Consider the following 15,902-nt stretch of genomic DNA (forward strand, 5'->3'; position numbering starts at 1 on the left):
AAATTTTATTCAGATATATACAGCCCCTGCTTTCGGTACTAAGAAAACAGGGGCTTAAATTTTGCTTTGTCAACAAACTGAGGTCCCCTTTTGACAAGGGGACCTAAATTGTTAACACTGGGAATAACCGCAGTTGAGACAGGTCTTACACCCCTCTGTATATACAAATGTAGCCATACCGCATACAGGACATATGTCCACATTCGTAGCCGCTACTTTAACAGAATTACCTTGCTGCTCATATCCGTTTCTCAGAGCTTTTCCTATAGCATCAGGAACAGAGAGTACCCTATTTTCTCCAAAGCCTATAGTAGTCGCTCCTCCTATTCCTATCAGCTGTTCTATTATGTCTTCTACTGCCACTCCTCCTCTTAGTGCGAGAGAAATTAACCTTGCTATGGCTTCCGTAAAAGCTGCCACATCTGAGCCTGCTCGCCCAATGTTTACAAACACTTCAAAAGGCTTGTTATCTATAAAGTTTATAGTAACATATGCTCTTCCTAAAGGAGTTTCTATTCTCTTTGTAATTCCCTTTAATACGGGGGGCCTTTCAGTTATTTTTGTTTTCTCCTGCGGCTTCGTATCTGTTACAAGTACTCCTTCTCTTGACCCGTCTCTGTAAACCGTTATCCCTTTACATCCAAGTTCATAAGCTAGTCTATATATATTATCTATATCATCAACCGTGGCGGTTCTTGGCAGATTTATAGTCTTAGAAATGCTTGAATCAATGTATTTCTGCAGTACAGCCTGCATCTTTACATGCTCCTCTGGGGCAACTTCATGAGCACTTACAAAAGCAGGATAATCCGCCAGCCAGTGCCTCACCGTATGAGTACCTGTACGGTCTTTTCTCACGTACTCCTTTGCAAAATTAGGTTCTATCCCTGAACTCACTCCTGCTAGAATGGAGGTAGTACCAGTAGGAGCTTGCGTAAGGATAGTAGCATTTCTTATGCCGTATTTAGCAATTTCATCCTTTATATCCTTTGGCAATCTTTGTATAAACTGGCCTTTCAAATACTTATCAGCCACAAACTCAGGAAAAGGTCCCTTTTCTTTAGCTAATTCTACAGAAGCCCTGTAGGCTGCATCTCTTATCTTCTTCATGATTTCTTCTGTTGCTTTCAGAGATTCCTCGCTCCCATACCTTAAGTTCATGAGAATCAAGGCATCTGCAAGTCCCATCAAACCCAATCCTACTCTGCGAAGCCTCTGCGCCATCTCCTTGTTTTGTGGAAGCACATATGCCCCCAAATCAAGCACATTATCTAAAAATCTCACCGCCATCTTTACAGTTTCCTCTAATTCCTCAAAATTAATTTTCCCATTTTCTACAAATGCAACTAAGTTTATAGCCCCTAAATTGCAAACACCGTAAGGTTCAAGGCCTAATTCTCCGCAAGGATTTGTAGAAATTATCTTCGTGATGTAGTAAGTATTGCTCAATTTATTATACCTTTCTAAAAAGACTACTCCCGGTTCTGCAGACTCCCATGCAGCAGTCACAATTTTGTTCCAGAGCTCTCTCGCAGGAATCTCTTTATATACTACAGTAGGGTAACCCTTAGCTTTCCATTCATTGAGGTCTCCTTTCCACTCGGCATCGTAATTGGGATGTGAAGTATCTGGAAACTCAAGCTTCCACATCTTGTCCTGTGCTACTGCTTCCATAAAAGCGTCAGAAACAGCCACAGAAAGGTTAGCCTGCTGCATCTTTGTAAGGTCTTTTTTTACTTTTATAAATTCTTCTATGTCTGGATGCCAATCCCAGAGCATGAACATCAAAGCTGCCCTACGACTTCCACCCTGCTCAACTTGTGTAGCCACTTCATTGGCTGCTAGCATCCAGCTAACTGCTCCCGATGAAGTTCCCCCTACCCCTTTCACATACGCACCTCTGGGCCTTAATGTGCTCCAGTTAATTCCAACGCCGCCGCCCCTTGAATTAATCTCCAACATCTTAGCTATTGTATCCATTATAGCGGCACGACTGTCATTCCCCTTCTTAGGGTCATTTGCTTCCACAGGTATTACAAAGCAGTTGAAATATGTAACCTCTCTGCCAGTCCCCGCCCCAGCCAATATCCTACCACCGGGAATAAATTTCCATTCACTCATCACCTTATAAAACATCTCTTCCTCTTTTTCATTTGTAGCGATAGCTTTTGCAACTCTTTTAAACATCTCTTCAGGCTTTTTTTCAACGGGTTTGCCTTCTCTGTCTTTTAAGGCATACCTATCCAAAAAAACTTTCTCCCTCTGTTCGTTCCACGCTGGAAGCATTTATTTTACCTCCCTTTGTGTAAAACACAATATTTTGTATATCGACGTCTTCTATTATACATTTTGTTGTGTTTTTTGCAAGTTTAAAATTCGAAGTTTTGCCCCACTTTTTCCACATCTACTATTAAATTTCGTCCAAAATCTTATTAAATTAAACCAGAGAAAAAATTTAAAGTCCGGCTTAACGCCGGAGTAAAATATTTACAATTTCTCTGACAATCTCACCATCATACTTCCCTTTTAAGTAATCTCTCTTCCAATCTATAGCTTCTCTCTTTTCCAATTCCCTAACAATTTGCGGCCTTTCAACCCAATGCCCAAATTCTTTAAAATTCTCATCCATAAACACAAATGTAGGTATCCTAGGCTTTCCTTCCACATAGTAAGGTTTCATATACTCTTCATTTCCTTCTCTTTTGACAATTTTAAGTTCAAAAGTTTTATTATAACTCGCAATTTTAGCCACAATAGGTACATTCACTTGAGAATCTGGACACCAGGTTTCAGCAAAGGCCAAAATATTTACCTCAGGTAAAGAAGCAATTTTCTGCGCCATATCTTCTTCTAAAACAGTCTTATCATATCTTTCCCTGATACGCTGTCTTGTAATATCATCTTCAGAAGTTTCTATAAATTCCTCAAAAGTAAGCCCTTTTTCAAATAAATCTTTTAAGCTCAAAGAGCTTTCCTCCTTTATTGTTTTTTAAATAAAGAGCCTAACACTGTTTTTGCACCTGAAACAGTTATTCCCAAGAAACTGCTATTGCGCGTTAAAATTTCATCCAAAGCATCTACCACTTTGTCAATTTGCTCTTTTGTGACAATTAAAGGCGGTTCCAATCTTATAACATTTGGATTGTTTAAAGTATAAGCCGTTATAATTCTATGCTTGTTCTGTAGCTCTGCCGCAATCAAAGAGCCTATATACTCACTTGAAAGCTTAGAAATAGCTCCACCTGAAAGCTTATCTAAAAGACCTCCTTCAGGCTGATTAAATTCTATTCCTATTAAAAGCCCCTTTCCTCTAACATCTTTTATAAGTTTTGGATGTTTTTCTTTTAACTCTTTCAGTCGACCTAAAAAGTATTCACCCTTTTCTCTGGCAGCCTCAGGAAGTTTTTTCTCTATAATAGCTTGTATTGAAGCAATCGCAGCTGCACAAGCATAGGTATTACCGCCAAAAGTAGAAGTATGCAGTAATGCTTTTTCCATTGTACCATAGGCTTTTTGCCATATCTCATCGGTGGTAATATATGCCCCTATCGGCATAACCCCTCCACCTAGAGATTTTGCAAGCGTCATTATGTCAGGCACAACGTCCTCGTGTTCACAGGCAAACATTTTTCCTGTCCTTCCAAAACCTGTCTGTATTTCGTCCACAATGAGATATGCCTCATACTTCGTACAAAGCTCTCTTGCTTTTCTTAAATACCCCTCAGGCGGAACAATTACCCCACCTTCTCCTTGAATGGGCTCAACTATAAAAGCAGCCACATCTTTTCCTTTTAAAGCTTCCTCCAGCGCCTTTTCGTCCCCAAAGGGAACCGCCACAGTCTCTGGCACTAAAGGCTCAAAATATTTCTGGTATTTTCTCCTGCCGGTTACAGAGAGGGCTCCCATTGACTTTCCATGAAAAGAGTTCTCGCAGTAAACTATCTTTCTCTTCCCCGATGCAATCTTGGCAAGCTTTAAAGCTCCTTCAACCGCCTCTGCTCCGCTATTACAGAAAAAGCTCCTCTTTAAATTTCCCGGGGTAATTTTTGCAAGGTTGTGAGCAAGAACACCTGGAAGATTCCCTATAGAAGCCTGCAAAAGGTTAGGCATGTCTTTCACTTTTTCAACTGCTTCAATTACCTCATCAGGATTGTGCCCTAAATTTAAGGCCCCATATCCACCTAAAAAGTCATAATACTCATTTCCTTCATTGTCCCATACAGAAACCCCTTTGGCTCTTACAAAAAGTTTATCAAACTGAAGCATAGAAAGCATTGAAACAAAAACCGAATTTACATATTCCTTATAATTCTCCTTTACCTGGTTTTTATTTAAAGTTAAAGCTTCCTCTAAAGTTATGTATTCAGGAATCTGTTCTTTTATATTTGCTTTTTCATCCATTTTCTTCTCCCCTTCAGTTAATGTTCTTTATAAAGTTTATCGTGATGATGGTGATGGTGGTGGTGATGATGAGATGCTTCAATAAACAATCTATCAAGTTCTTTCTTTACTCTTTCTTTTATTTCCTTTATATAAGCTTCTCTTAATCTCTTTTGCTCTTCCTTTTCCTCTTCTGTGAGTCCTTCAGCTTTAGATTTATGGTATAAAAAATTTATTCTGTCGATCATTTCTTTGGTTATCATTTTCTCACCCCTTAATATTAACTTTTACTAACCGTATGTTTAAAAATTCACATAAAACATACAAAACAAGCGTTAACAAGTATATTATATTTCTTTTTTAATAAAAACACAAAAGAATTTTATAAAATGATGGATGCAATCCTTAATTTTATGATATCATAACAATATAGCAAAGTACCGAGGAGGTTTTTTAAATGCCTTTAATATGGATATTTTTTCTAATTCTTTTATTCCCATTCTTGATAGTCAGCTTTTTTATACACGCCACTACTTTCTCCTTTGCAAAACTGGGATTATCACCTCAAATGGCGGTTTTAGTTTTCAGCTTGTCCTTAATAGGAAGCGTAATAAACATTCCGGTCTCTCGGAAAAAAATCATTGTACATGAAGAAGAAAGATATTTTTCACCTTTTTTCTTTTACTATCCTCCCCGCGTGCAAGAACAAGTAATTGCAGTAAACGTAGGAGGAGCTGTAGTACCTGTAATTTTAAGTCTATATCTCTTGCCAAGGACACCACTACTCCCAACTATAATAGCCACGATAATAGTGACGATTGTAGCAAAAGCCTTAGCCAAGCCTGTTCCTGGAGTAGGCATTACTCTCCCTGCTTTTATACCGCCTCTTGTGGCAGCCGCTTCTGCAATTTTACTCTCTTATCACGATGCAGCACCTGTCGCTTATATCTCGGGAGTTTTAGGCACATTAATTGGTGCAGACCTTTTAAACATACCTCATTTTAAAGATTTGCACTCTTATGCCATAAGTATTGGTGGTGCGGGAATATTTGATGGAATATTTTTAGTCGGAGTAGTGGCCGCACTACTTGCATAAAAAGAGGCATCTTGAACCACTCAAGATGCCTCTTTTATTCATTTTTTAAGGTACTTATTAAACCAATCCGTCATCTCTTTAAGCCTTCTTATCCTGTGCTTTGGTTTTCCGCTCCTTGAAAGGTCGTGGTTTTCACCATGACAGATCACCAACCTTGACTCCACTCCAAAGTATTTAAGAGCCGTGAACATTTGAAGAGCTTCAGCAAGCCAGCACCTAAAATCCTCATCAGAATGCAGGAACAATGTCGGAGTCTTCACTTTATCAGCATATTTAAGCGGAGAATTGTCCCAGTATTTCCCAAAGTTGTCCCAGGGAGTACCGCCCACCTGGTCTGGCACAAAGTAATAACCTATATCTGTAGTTCCAAACTCTGTAAACCAGTTTGATATGCTCCTTTGAGATACTGCTGCCTTAAACCTATCTGTATGCCCTATTATCCAGTTTGTCATAAATCCTCCATAAGAACCGCCTGTAACGCCAACTCTTTCAGAGTCAATGTCTTTGTAATTTTCAAGCACATAATCTGTAAATTTCATAATATCTTCATAATCAATTGTACCATATTTCCCTCTTATATCAGCAAATTCGTTTCCTCTGCCATCGCTTCCTACCGGATTGCAGAAAAATACAAAATACCCTTCTGAAGCCCAGTACTGCATTTCATGGAAGTACACATCCCCATATACTGTTTTAGGACCACCATGTATATCTAATATTGCAGGATACTTCTTGCCTTCTTCATAGTCTACAGGCTTTATAACCCAGCCATCTATAAAATGCCCTGGCCTCGTCTCTACCTCTACTCTTTCAGGCTTTGAAAGTTTCTTTTCCTTCTGCACCCACTCATTAAAATCAGTAATCTGTATCTCTTTTCTGTCTTTGTATTCATAAAGCTCTTGTAGCTTTAATCCTCTAAAGCCGATAAAAAGAATATTATCGCCATGTACATCAAACATATCCACAGATCCATCTTTATCTATAACTTTTTCTATTTTCCCTTCTAAATTTATCCTGTTAAGATAAGCATTGTACCTCTCTGTAGATATGAAGTACAAATAATCTCCTTCTGCTTTAAAACTAAAACCTGAACCGTATCTCACATCTGAATTTACAGAATTCCCTAAACTCATGTCAAGGTTAGGAGTTATGCACCTTCTTTCACCTGATTCCTCTTCCAAAACGTAGAATTTGCTGTTTTCATTTATACCGTATTTTTTCATATCTGTTCCAGCGCATATTATCTTATCTCCTAAAAAATCCACATACCTATAGGAAAAATCTGAATCCTTATTCACTTTCTTAAGTTCTCCAACCTTTAAATTGTATATATAAACATCACTTATCAAAGGCATTTTGTCCTTATAACTTTTCCCTATAAACACAACTTTTGTCTTATCTTTGTTGAGCTTTAAAGAATACACATCAGTGTATTCATCTGTTATAGGCTGCAATTTATTATCACTTAATTTATAAACATAGAGCCTTCCCCTGTCTTTATTGATGACTCCTTCGCCATTCGCCCAAAAAGGAATCTCATCAAATACTTCGTAATCTTTCTCCTCTTTTCTCCTTTCAAGCTCTTTTTTCTTCTCCTCCTCACTCAAACCCTCCAAATCCTTTTTATTCACATTATAAAGTGCAATCAAGAGAAAAGTATCGCCATCAACAGGCAAAATCTCTGTAACCTTTTTAGGTATCACAAAAGCCTCAACAGCTTCTCCTCCGTGTATGTTAATTTTGTAGTACTTTGTAAATTCCTCTCCACTTTCTGCCTTTTCTTTGTCCTTTGGATTTCTGCTACCTGCAAAAAGTATGTAATCATCGTCAAGCCATACAAATCCTCTCTCCTCATTAAAGGAAGTCAGCTGAAAATATTTTTTAGTCTTTGTATCCAAAACCCATATGTTAGACAAATACTTATTCTCCTCAACGTCCATTCTATGTACCACAAATGCCGCGTGACTACCACTTGGAGAAAATTTTAATCCTGATAAAAATTTGAACTTTGTAAAATCTTCCAGCTGCATCTTCTCCATTAAAAACGCCCCCTAATAAAATGTTTTCAAAAATATTATAACATATGACAGGAAAAAATCCTAAAGGCTGTCCCTGTATTGAGAAGGGGTAAGACCTGTGTATTTTTTGAATATCTGTGAAAAATATTTTTCATCGCTAAATCCTACCATGCTCGCAACTTGGTACGTCTTAAGATTCCTATTAGAGAGAAGTTCCTTAGCCTTTTCCACTCGAACTTTATGCAGATAATTTACAAAATTTATATTCATCTCTTTTTTAAATAGAATACTAAGATATGCAGGAGTCACGTATACTTCTTTTGCAACAGATTCTAAACTTATCTCTTTATTGTAATTTTTATGTATGTACTCTATAGCGTCTTTGATTATAGGACTTTTATCCTCTTTTTCCCCTACTCTTTCCGCAATTTTATAAATCATGGAAAGAAGATGAGATTTTATAGTCTCTTTTTTGTCGGCCTTTAAAATGCCTTCAAAAGCCTTATCTGCTGAAATATCTCCAACATTTACATTTTTCTCATAACAGCTTTTTATTAAATTCCCCAATAGTACCAATACGGATGTTTTAACAAACCACTGAGAAGCCCCTGTTTGGTAAAGAGCATTTAAAAAGTTTTCTATTTTTTTATTTAACTCCTCTTTTTTACCTAAAAATACACTGTTTATTATTTCTCTTTCTTCCTCGAAAGGATAATAATAGATATTATCTTTATAAGGATATATTTCTTCATAAAAAACTGCATCAAATTCTTCCGCAAAAAACTTGAGTTCAAGAGCTTCTTTAGCTTGGTAATAGGAGTACTTTATTCTATCTAATCCTTCCACCCATTTACCTACGCCAAAGTATGCAAAAACTTTTAGAACATGCTGCATCTCTTGCTTTACATCTTTTAAGAAATTTTCAATGGTATCTTTCTTTAGCTCCTCTTCAGAATTTATCAATATCGCAATTTCTTCCCTGTCTCTTATCACCTCAATCCTCATTTCCCCAGCCCTTTTCCTTATTACATCGGCACAGGCAAGCTTATAGGCTTCTAACTCACTTTCATTTTGAGCTTCTGTCTCAATCTTCATCAAAACAATACAGTATTTTTGATAAGGGAAATCCACATTATACCTCGCAAAATCTTCTTTTACGTCTACATAGGTCCTTATCCCGTATAATACCTCACTCAATAGCCTCTCTTTAATCACAGGAAGAGTCTTATAATAATACTCCAAAAACTCCTTTAGTGTGTTTTCTCTTTCCCTCTCTTTCTCCAACTCTTGTCTTGCCTTCAGCACCTCTTTCAAAATTTCTTCAGGCCTGCAAGGTTTCAAAAGATAGCCAAAACTTTTAAGCTCTATAGCTTTCTTCGCAAAATAAAAATCATCATATCCACTCAAAATTATACTTTTAAACCTCAATCCCTCTCTTTGAGCTTTTTCAATTACTTCAAGACCATCTAATTTAGGCATTCGTATATCTATTATTAAAATATCAGGCTTTAAATTTTTTATACTGTTTAAAGCCTCTTCTCCATCCATGGCATACCCTACAAGTTCAATCCCATTTCCTTCCCAATCAATAAGTGTCGAAATCCCTTCCACAACTTCCATTTCATCATCAGCTACAAAGAGCCTCATACAATCACTCCTTAAGATATACTCTCTGGCAGTATAAGTAAAACAGTTGTCCCTTCCTTTTCTTTACTATCTATCTTGAGCACATACCTATCACCATAATAAAGTTTTAATCTCTCATTTACATTTCTTATGGCATATCCCACCTTTTCTTTGATATTGTCCGAATTTATGAGTTTTTTCAGCTTTTCTAAAGTTTCTTCTGACATGCCGGGCCCATTGTCTTTAATGATAAATTTCAAATTTTCTCCTTCTTTTTCACCTATGACTTCCAGAAAACTTTCCTTTGAATTATTTTCTAACCCGTGCACAATTGCATTCTCTACAAAAGGCTGAAGTATGAGCTTTGGAATATAATAATCCAAAATTTCATCAGAAATACTTACACAGTATCTAAATTTGTTCTTATACCTTTGGCTTTGTAAAAACAGATACCTTTCTATGAGTTCCTTTTCCCCCCTTACCTGTATGAACTCTTCCCCCCTATTTAGAGTCAGTCTGAAAAGCCGAGAAAGAGAGTAAATCATCTCACTTAACTCCTTATCTTTTGCCTTCTCGGCTTTCCAAAAAATCGTATCCAATGTATTATACAAAAAATGGGGGTTTATTTGAGCTTCCAGCGCTTTTAACTCTGCTTCTTTTTTATTAATTTCCAGCTTTAAAATTTTATTTATAAGTTCGTTTATCCTTTCAACCATCCTGTTGTACTCTCTTATCACAACAGCTATCTCGTCTTTCGAGTGATACTCAAACTCCACTTTTTCTTCCAAATTCCCCTGTCGCACTTTTTTCATGGAATTAGCCAATTTCTCCAAAGGACGAGTTAAAACCTTCGAAAAGTACATGGAAACCAAAAAAGCAAAAATCAAACAAAATGCCAGTATCCGAAGATAAAATCTGATAAAAGAAATCCTTATAGAATTAATGGCATTTTTTAAAGAGACGACACTTACAAGCCTCCAATCAGAAGTAGGTATTAGACTTGATGTCACAAGAAGCTTAGATGAATTTATATTTATCACTACATTTTGTTTGTCTTTAAGGTATTTTGTGAGTATATCATGAGCCGATTTCGGCGTAAATCCCGAAAAAGTGCTCTTAAAAGATATTATATTTCCATTTCTGTCAGCTATGAAAAAGGCAGACTCTTTTTCTTTTAAGTTTTCAGAATAAACCTTTTCAATTGTAGGTATGTTTATACATATTACCAATAAGCCCTCTGGCCTGTATGTATTAAAATCTAAAAGCACCCTTGCCATCGCGATTTTAGGGTAATTATTCTTGAGTATCAAATCAAAAGGCAAATTTTCTAAACTTACCCATATGGGAGCACCCTTTCTATCTAAAACTTCTCTGTAAAAGCTGGTTCTTTTAATGAGTTCCAAATCCATTATCAATGTACTACTGTCATTAGAGAAGTAATACTTATCCCCCTGAAAAGAATATAAAGCTATAAAGCTTATATAATCCTTTGAAGCAAGAAGACTTGCTAAAGGTCCAAGAGAATACTTTGTAAAATCCGAGTGAGGACTTATAAAATTCTGAATACGCTGATCTAAAACAAGGAAAGAAGAAAGTTCATTAACATCCCTTTGCAAAAAATCAATACTTGCAGCAATCCTTTTTGTATCCCTTAAAAGAGAATTCCCCACCTCTTCTTTAAGTTGATTTATTGATATAGTGTACGAAAAGAGCACGATTAGCAAAGACGTAATAACCACTACACCATAAAACAATATTAAAATCTTGTGCCTTATATTAAGCCCCATGAACCAGCTCTTGAGCTTTAAAATCATACTCAGTTACATCCTTTCAAAATCTTCTGTAAATTAATTATATAACTAAAAGCTTTTCAACTTCAACTTCCTTAGAAAAACATAAAAATCTCAAACCAAATATAAAAATCTTCTACTTAAACATTTACAAAAATCCTGATATAATGAAAACAAATCTATGGAAAACTGGGGCGCCTCAGTAAAACTTAAAAAGAGGGGAAAATTTTTGATGTCAAGAAAAGCTTTTAAGCTGTTGACTGCCTTTCTAGTCATATTCGCTCTGATTATAGGGGCCGTCGGGTGCAGCCAACCTTCCAAAACACCTTCTAGTGAAGCTACCAATGCTCAACAGGAACCAAAACAGCAGGAACAGGCAATAAAAATTAAGTTTCTTTCAAATCTTCCTGATAGAACTTCAGGCCAAGGAAAATTAGAACAAATGTTGATTGACGAATACATGAAAGAACACCCAAATGTAAAGATTGAGGTAGAAGCTCTACAGGACGAACCTTATAAACAAAAATTCAAAGTTTATGCCGCTTCCAATGAAATGCCTGACATATTCATGGTGTGGGGACAGCCTTCTTTCTTCCTTCCTGTCATGAAAGCAGGTTTAGTAGAAGAAATAAAGATGGACCAAATAAAAGACTACGGCTTTAAAACCTCTTCTTTAAAAGACTTCATGTATGAAGGAAAACTTTATGGACTACCGAGAAATACTGACTTCATGGTACTTTATTACAACAAAGGATTATTTGAAAAATTCGGCGTAAACGTACCCGATACCTTCGAAGAATTAATTGGTGCTGCCAAAACATTTCGTAAAAACAATATAGCTCCAATCTCAATAAACGGAAAAGACAAATGGTCATTGGCAATTCTGTATCAAGATTTGGTATTAAAAGAATCCGGCGATCAGGAATACATCTACAGAGTCCTTTCAGAAAAGAATAACATATCCAAAGACCCTATACTTTTAAAAGCCGCTAAAGATTTCGTTGAACTCGTAAATGCCGGAGGATTTCAGGACTCTTTTATAGCAGCAGACTATGGAGCAGCAAACAATCTATTCGCACAGGAAAAAGCTGCGATGTATTACATGGGTTCATGGGAAGTAGGAATGGCCACAAATCCTAATTTTTCTGATTCATTTAAGAAAAACCTAGATGTCACTTATTTCCCTACTATATCCGGTGGCAAAGCTAAGAAAACAGATATACTCGCTTGGCATGGCGGCGGCTACGCAGTCTCTTCCAAATCACCTGTAAAAGAAGAAGCAATGAAATTGCTACTTTTCATGATGCAACCTGATAAGTGGGCTAAAATAGGCTGGCAGGAGGGCCTAGTAGTTCCTGGACAAGATTGGAGTAAATTCATGACTGGAAATGAAACAGAGCTTCAGAAAAAACTAACACAAATCTTCTCCAGCGCTACTTCAGTAAGCGGGACAGTGTGGCAGGACTCTTACACACCAAACTTTAAAACAGAAGCAGAGACTTTAATCCAAATGTTAGCAGCAAAAACCATAACTCCAGAACAATTCCTATCAAAATTGGAAGAGTTAGCAAAAGCAGAAATACAATGAAAAATATGCCTACTTCCGGGGATTCCCCGGAAGTAGGTAAATTCATCAAAGAGGTGACAACATGCACAAAGTTTTAACTGATAAAAAAACTATTCTACTTTTGATTCTACCAGGGCTTTCTATATATACATTTGCGATTTTAGCTCCTATATTTTTAAGCGTTTATATTGGCATGACTGATTGGTCGGGAATAGATAAACCTGTTTTCATCGGTTTTAAAAATTTTAAAACGATTATTTTGTCTGACATGACTTTTTGGAAGTCTTTATACCATGCTGTGCTCCTAGCGTTATCTTATCTTTTTATACAGCACCCAATAGCATTAACCTTTGCAATATTGATAGATAAAGTAGGAGGGAGAGCAGAAAAAATATTTCGCACAATCTTTTTCATTCCGGCTATAATCCCCATAATTGTAACCTCTCGAATGTGGGTAAGCCTTTATGACCCTCAGTATGGCCTTATTAATAAAGCATTGGAGTTATTTCATCTAGGTTTTTTAAAACAGCAGTGGTTAGGAGATCCTAAAACTGTTCTTGCTTCAGTCATTGTGATCATGATGTGGCAGGGTTTTGGATGGGCACTTTTGATATATTATGCAGGCTTAAAAGGCATCCCGGAAGAGCTATATGAAGCAGCAAAAATCGATGGAGCAACAGGTTTTAATATGTACACAAAAATAACCTTACCCCTTTTAAAACCTGTCATTAAAGTAAACTTTACAATCGCTATAATATATGCCCTAAAACAAATGGAAACAGTTTACCTCACTACTAACGGTGGCCCGGGTGATGCAAGCCAGTTTATCGCAAATTACCTCTACATAAAGGCTTTTAGCTCCTATCAGTACGGATATGCCAATGCAATTTCTGTATTGTTTGTAATAGTAACTTTGATAATAAATGTCTTATTCCTGAAAGTGTTTAGAGCTGAAAACTATGAATACTAATTTTAGGAGGTAAAAACGTGCAAAAAAATCTTTGCTCTTTCACAACAGAAGAATAACGCTCATTATAATTTTACTAATTTTCTCTATAGGCCAGCTTTTCCCTCTTGTATGGCTTGTAGATTTTTCTCTCTGTAAAAGCGGGGACGTTTATGGAGCAAATATATTAAAGATTCCCTCCCCACCTCAATTTCAAAACTACTATATAGCATGGAAAGATGGGAAAATCTCCCATTACTTTATAAATAGCGTGATTGTCAACGTCACATCAGTAGGATTGACCGTAATACTATCTCTTATGATGGCATACGCCTTTGTCAGAATGAAGTGGAAATTAAGCAATAAAGTATTGATGTACGTTCTCCTAGGACTTATGATACCTATACATGCAACATTGCTCCCAAATTTTGTAATATTTAAAGAAGTCCACATACTGGACTCCTACTTAGCCTTAATTTTGCCATATGTAGCATTTTCCCTCCCTCAAGCAGTATTCTTGATGACTGGCTTCATTGGCAGTATCCCAAGAGAAATAGAAGAGTCAGCTGTAATGGATGGAGCAGGAATTTTCACAATACTTTTTAAGATTATATTCCCTTTATCAACCCCCGCAATAGTAACCGTAACTGTAACAACTTTTCTCACCACCTGGAACGAATTTATAATGGCAGCCACCTACCTGACCTCAGACAAATTCAGGACGCTTCCCTTTTCGGTCTATAACTTTGCAGGGCAGTATGCCTCAAATTACGCTATACAATTTGCTGTCATGACTATTGTGGCTTTACCTTCTTTGATAATTTACATACTTCTTAATGAGCAGGTAACAAAAGGCGTAACACTAGGTGCCTTAAAAGGCTAAAACTTTCTAAGGGGTGATAATGTGCATATAGAAGGATATGTCACTGCTAAAGATTATAAAATCCCTTTTGCAAAACTTGAAGACATAGAAAAAAGAGATACAAAAAACAAAGCTTCTCTTGTAAAAATATATCCCGATGAAGTGTTAGAAGAAGTAATAGGGTTTGGAGGCGCTTTAACTGAAGCCGCTGCTTACAACATATCATCTTTACCTTATGAAAAACAGGGAAAAATCCTAAAAGACTATTTTGATGAAAAAGAAGGATTGGGATATAAACTTGTGAGAATACACATGAACAGCTGCGATTTTTCACTGGAAAGTTACAGTTGCGATGATGTAGAAGGAGATATAGAATTGAAGTATTTCAACATAGAAAGGGATAAAAAATGGGTAATACCTCTTTTAAAAAGAATAAAAGAACTTGTACCAGATTTAAAAATACTCGTCTCCCCTTGGAGCCCTCCTGCATGGATGAAAACAAACAATGATATGAAATACGGTGGAAAATTAAGAGAAGAATACAGAAAGACATGGGCAGAATTTTTTGTTAAATTCATAAAAGCCTATCAAGACGAAGGTATTGACATATGGGCTGTTACAGTTCAAAATGAGCCAATGGCTGTACAAATATGGGAATCCTGCATATACACTGCTGAAGAAGAAAGAGACTTTGTAAAATACTATTTGGGCCCCGCTCTTTTAGAAAATGGCCTTTCTCATATCAAGATTCTTATATGGGACCACAACAAAGACATAATATACGAAAGAGTAAAAACGGTTTTAGAAGATAAAGAAGCTTCCAAATATGTCTGGGGTGTAGGCTTTCACTGGTACGCAGGAGACCATTTTGAACAATTAAAAAAGATAAAAGAAGAATTTCCCTATATAAAATTAGTATTTACAGAAGGAACTCAAGAAGGGGGAGTAAATTTAGGCTCCTGGAAGCTTGGTGAAAGATATGCCCATGAAATAATAGGGGATTTTAACAACTATACAGTCGGCTTTTTTGACTGGAATATAGTGTTAGATACAATGGGAGGGCCTAATCACGTCAAAAACTATTGCGACGCTCCTATCATTGTCGATACAGAGAAAAAAGAAATTTTTTACCAAAGTTCTTACTACTATATAGGACATTTTTCAAAATTCATAAAGCCCGGTTCAAAAACAATAAAATCTGAAACCAACGACTCAAGGTTAGAAGTCCTTTCAGCAAAAACCTTGGAAGGTAAAATAATTGTAGTAATAATGAATAAAACGGAAGAAAATATTGATGTACTTTTGGATATAGATGATAACCTTTATCCTGTGCCTTCTATTAAGAGGTCTATTGAGACTTTTATAATTGGGTAGAAAGTTAAGATTAAATGTGGTGAAATGTACTATAAAAAATATAACTAAGATTAAAATAAAAGAGAGCCTTCTGTTGAAAAAATCAGACAGAAGGCCTTCCTTTGTCTTTAATACATTCCCAAAATTCCTTTCTTTTTCGCCTTTTTGTCTGCTATATCAAAGATTAAAAGTCCAACCACAAAAAACACTATAGAGGTTATCACAAGTTTTACAAAATCAACTCCCATGAGATTTAATGGAATT

General features: G+C 36.4%; 12 protein-coding genes. 5 read left to right on the top strand and 7 right to left on the bottom strand.

Annotation, left to right across the window (positions count from 1 at the left end; translation table 11 throughout):
- Positions 1 to 111: 111 nt before the first annotated feature.
- From ACPLVE_RS09635 to ACPLVE_RS09650, 4 genes are all read right to left on the bottom strand, one after another.
- Positions 112 to 2,286: an adenosylcobalamin-dependent ribonucleoside-diphosphate reductase gene (locus tag ACPLVE_RS09635; protein ID WP_424611343.1), complete on the bottom strand. Its 2,175-nt coding sequence runs from the start codon at positions 2,284 to 2,286 to the stop codon at positions 112 to 114.
- Between the two features lie 181 nt (positions 2,287 to 2,467).
- Entirely contained in the window at positions 2,468 to 2,965 is a 498-nt protein-coding gene (locus tag ACPLVE_RS09640) for a thioredoxin family protein (protein WP_424611344.1), read from the bottom strand.
- Between the two features lie 14 nt (positions 2,966 to 2,979).
- Positions 2,980 to 4,401 (bottom strand): aspartate aminotransferase family protein, encoded by a 1,422-nt coding sequence (locus tag ACPLVE_RS09645; RefSeq protein ID WP_424611345.1) that lies wholly within the window; start codon positions 4,399 to 4,401, stop codon positions 2,980 to 2,982.
- Positions 4,402 to 4,418: 17 nt separating this feature from the next.
- Complete coding sequence (locus ACPLVE_RS09650) at positions 4,419 to 4,643, bottom strand: DUF896 domain-containing protein (RefSeq protein ID WP_424611346.1); 225 nt, start codon at positions 4,641 to 4,643, stop codon at positions 4,419 to 4,421.
- 194 nt (positions 4,644 to 4,837) lie between these two features.
- Here ACPLVE_RS09650 and ACPLVE_RS09655 point away from each other — a divergent pair, with 194 nt between their 5' ends.
- Complete coding sequence (locus tag ACPLVE_RS09655; RefSeq protein WP_424611347.1) at positions 4,838 to 5,476, top strand: DUF1614 domain-containing protein; 639 nt, start codon at positions 4,838 to 4,840, stop codon at positions 5,474 to 5,476.
- 38 nt (positions 5,477 to 5,514) lie between these two features.
- On the opposite strand, the gene ACPLVE_RS09660 is transcribed toward ACPLVE_RS09655, so the two are convergent.
- Genes ACPLVE_RS09660 through ACPLVE_RS09670 form a run of 3 tightly spaced genes read right to left on the bottom strand, consistent with a single transcriptional unit; the run spans position 5,515 to position 10,934 of the window.
- Positions 5,515 to 7,515, bottom strand: a complete 2,001-nt coding sequence (locus tag ACPLVE_RS09660; protein WP_424611348.1) for a prolyl oligopeptidase family serine peptidase — start codon at positions 7,513 to 7,515, stop codon at positions 5,515 to 5,517.
- Between the two features lie 60 nt (positions 7,516 to 7,575).
- Positions 7,576 to 9,141, bottom strand: a complete 1,566-nt coding sequence (locus ACPLVE_RS09665) for a response regulator (protein ID WP_424611349.1) — start codon at positions 9,139 to 9,141, stop codon at positions 7,576 to 7,578.
- An 11-nt stretch (positions 9,142 to 9,152) separates the two neighbouring features.
- Positions 9,153 to 10,934, bottom strand: coding sequence for a sensor histidine kinase (locus ACPLVE_RS09670; protein WP_424611350.1), 1,782 nt, complete (start codon positions 10,932 to 10,934; stop codon positions 9,153 to 9,155).
- A gap of 208 nt (positions 10,935 to 11,142) precedes the next feature.
- Between ACPLVE_RS09670 and ACPLVE_RS09675 the strand changes: the two genes are divergently transcribed.
- The 4 genes from ACPLVE_RS09675 (at position 11,143) to ACPLVE_RS09690 (ending at position 15,659) form a co-directional block, all read left to right on the top strand.
- Complete coding sequence (locus ACPLVE_RS09675) at positions 11,143 to 12,498, top strand: ABC transporter substrate-binding protein (RefSeq protein ID WP_424611354.1); 1,356 nt, start codon at positions 11,143 to 11,145, stop codon at positions 12,496 to 12,498.
- A gap of 61 nt (positions 12,499 to 12,559) precedes the next feature.
- The gene (locus ACPLVE_RS09680; RefSeq protein WP_424611351.1) at positions 12,560 to 13,447 is read left to right on the top strand and encodes a carbohydrate ABC transporter permease; all 888 of its coding nucleotides are present in this window, start codon (positions 12,560 to 12,562) and stop codon (positions 13,445 to 13,447) included.
- Positions 13,448 to 13,478: 31 nt separating this feature from the next.
- Positions 13,479 to 14,306 carry a carbohydrate ABC transporter permease gene (locus ACPLVE_RS09685; protein ID WP_424611352.1) on the top strand — a complete coding sequence of 276 codons (828 nt, stop codon included), beginning with the start codon at positions 13,479 to 13,481 and terminating at the stop codon, positions 14,304 to 14,306.
- Positions 14,307 to 14,327: 21 nt separating this feature from the next.
- Entirely contained in the window at positions 14,328 to 15,659 is a 1,332-nt protein-coding gene (locus ACPLVE_RS09690) for a glycoside hydrolase family 30 protein (protein ID WP_424611353.1), read from the top strand.
- The last annotated feature ends 243 nt before the right edge of the window (positions 15,660 to 15,902 follow it).

Source organism: Caldanaerobacter sp. (assembly GCF_049701115.1).
In the GTDB taxonomy this organism is placed as follows: Bacteria; Bacillota; Thermoanaerobacteria; order Thermoanaerobacterales; family Thermoanaerobacteraceae; genus Thermoanaerobacter.

Bases quoted from the DNA above. Each gene is read 5' to 3' on its own strand.
- ACPLVE_RS09635 (WP_424611343.1), bottom strand. From the start codon at position 2,286: ATGCTTCCAGCGTGGAACGAACAGAGGGAGAAAGTTTTTTTGGATAGG.
- ACPLVE_RS09645 (WP_424611345.1), bottom strand. From the start codon at position 4,401: ATGGATGAAAAAGCAAATATAAAAGAACAGATTCCTGAATACATAACT.
- ACPLVE_RS09650 (WP_424611346.1), bottom strand. From the start codon at position 4,643: ATGATAACCAAAGAAATGATCGACAGAATAAATTTTTTATACCATAAA.
- ACPLVE_RS09655 (WP_424611347.1), top strand. From the start codon at position 4,838: ATGCCTTTAATATGGATATTTTTTCTAATTCTTTTATTCCCATTCTTG.
- ACPLVE_RS09660 (WP_424611348.1), bottom strand. From the start codon at position 7,515: ATGGAGAAGATGCAGCTGGAAGATTTTACAAAGTTCAAATTTTTATCA.
- ACPLVE_RS09665 (WP_424611349.1), bottom strand. From the start codon at position 9,141: ATGAGGCTCTTTGTAGCTGATGATGAAATGGAAGTTGTGGAAGGGATT.
- ACPLVE_RS09670 (WP_424611350.1), bottom strand. From the start codon at position 10,934: ATGATTTTAAAGCTCAAGAGCTGGTTCATGGGGCTTAATATAAGGCAC.
- ACPLVE_RS09675 (WP_424611354.1), top strand. From the start codon at position 11,143: ATGTCAAGAAAAGCTTTTAAGCTGTTGACTGCCTTTCTAGTCATATTC.
- ACPLVE_RS09680 (WP_424611351.1), top strand. From the start codon at position 12,560: ATGCACAAAGTTTTAACTGATAAAAAAACTATTCTACTTTTGATTCTA.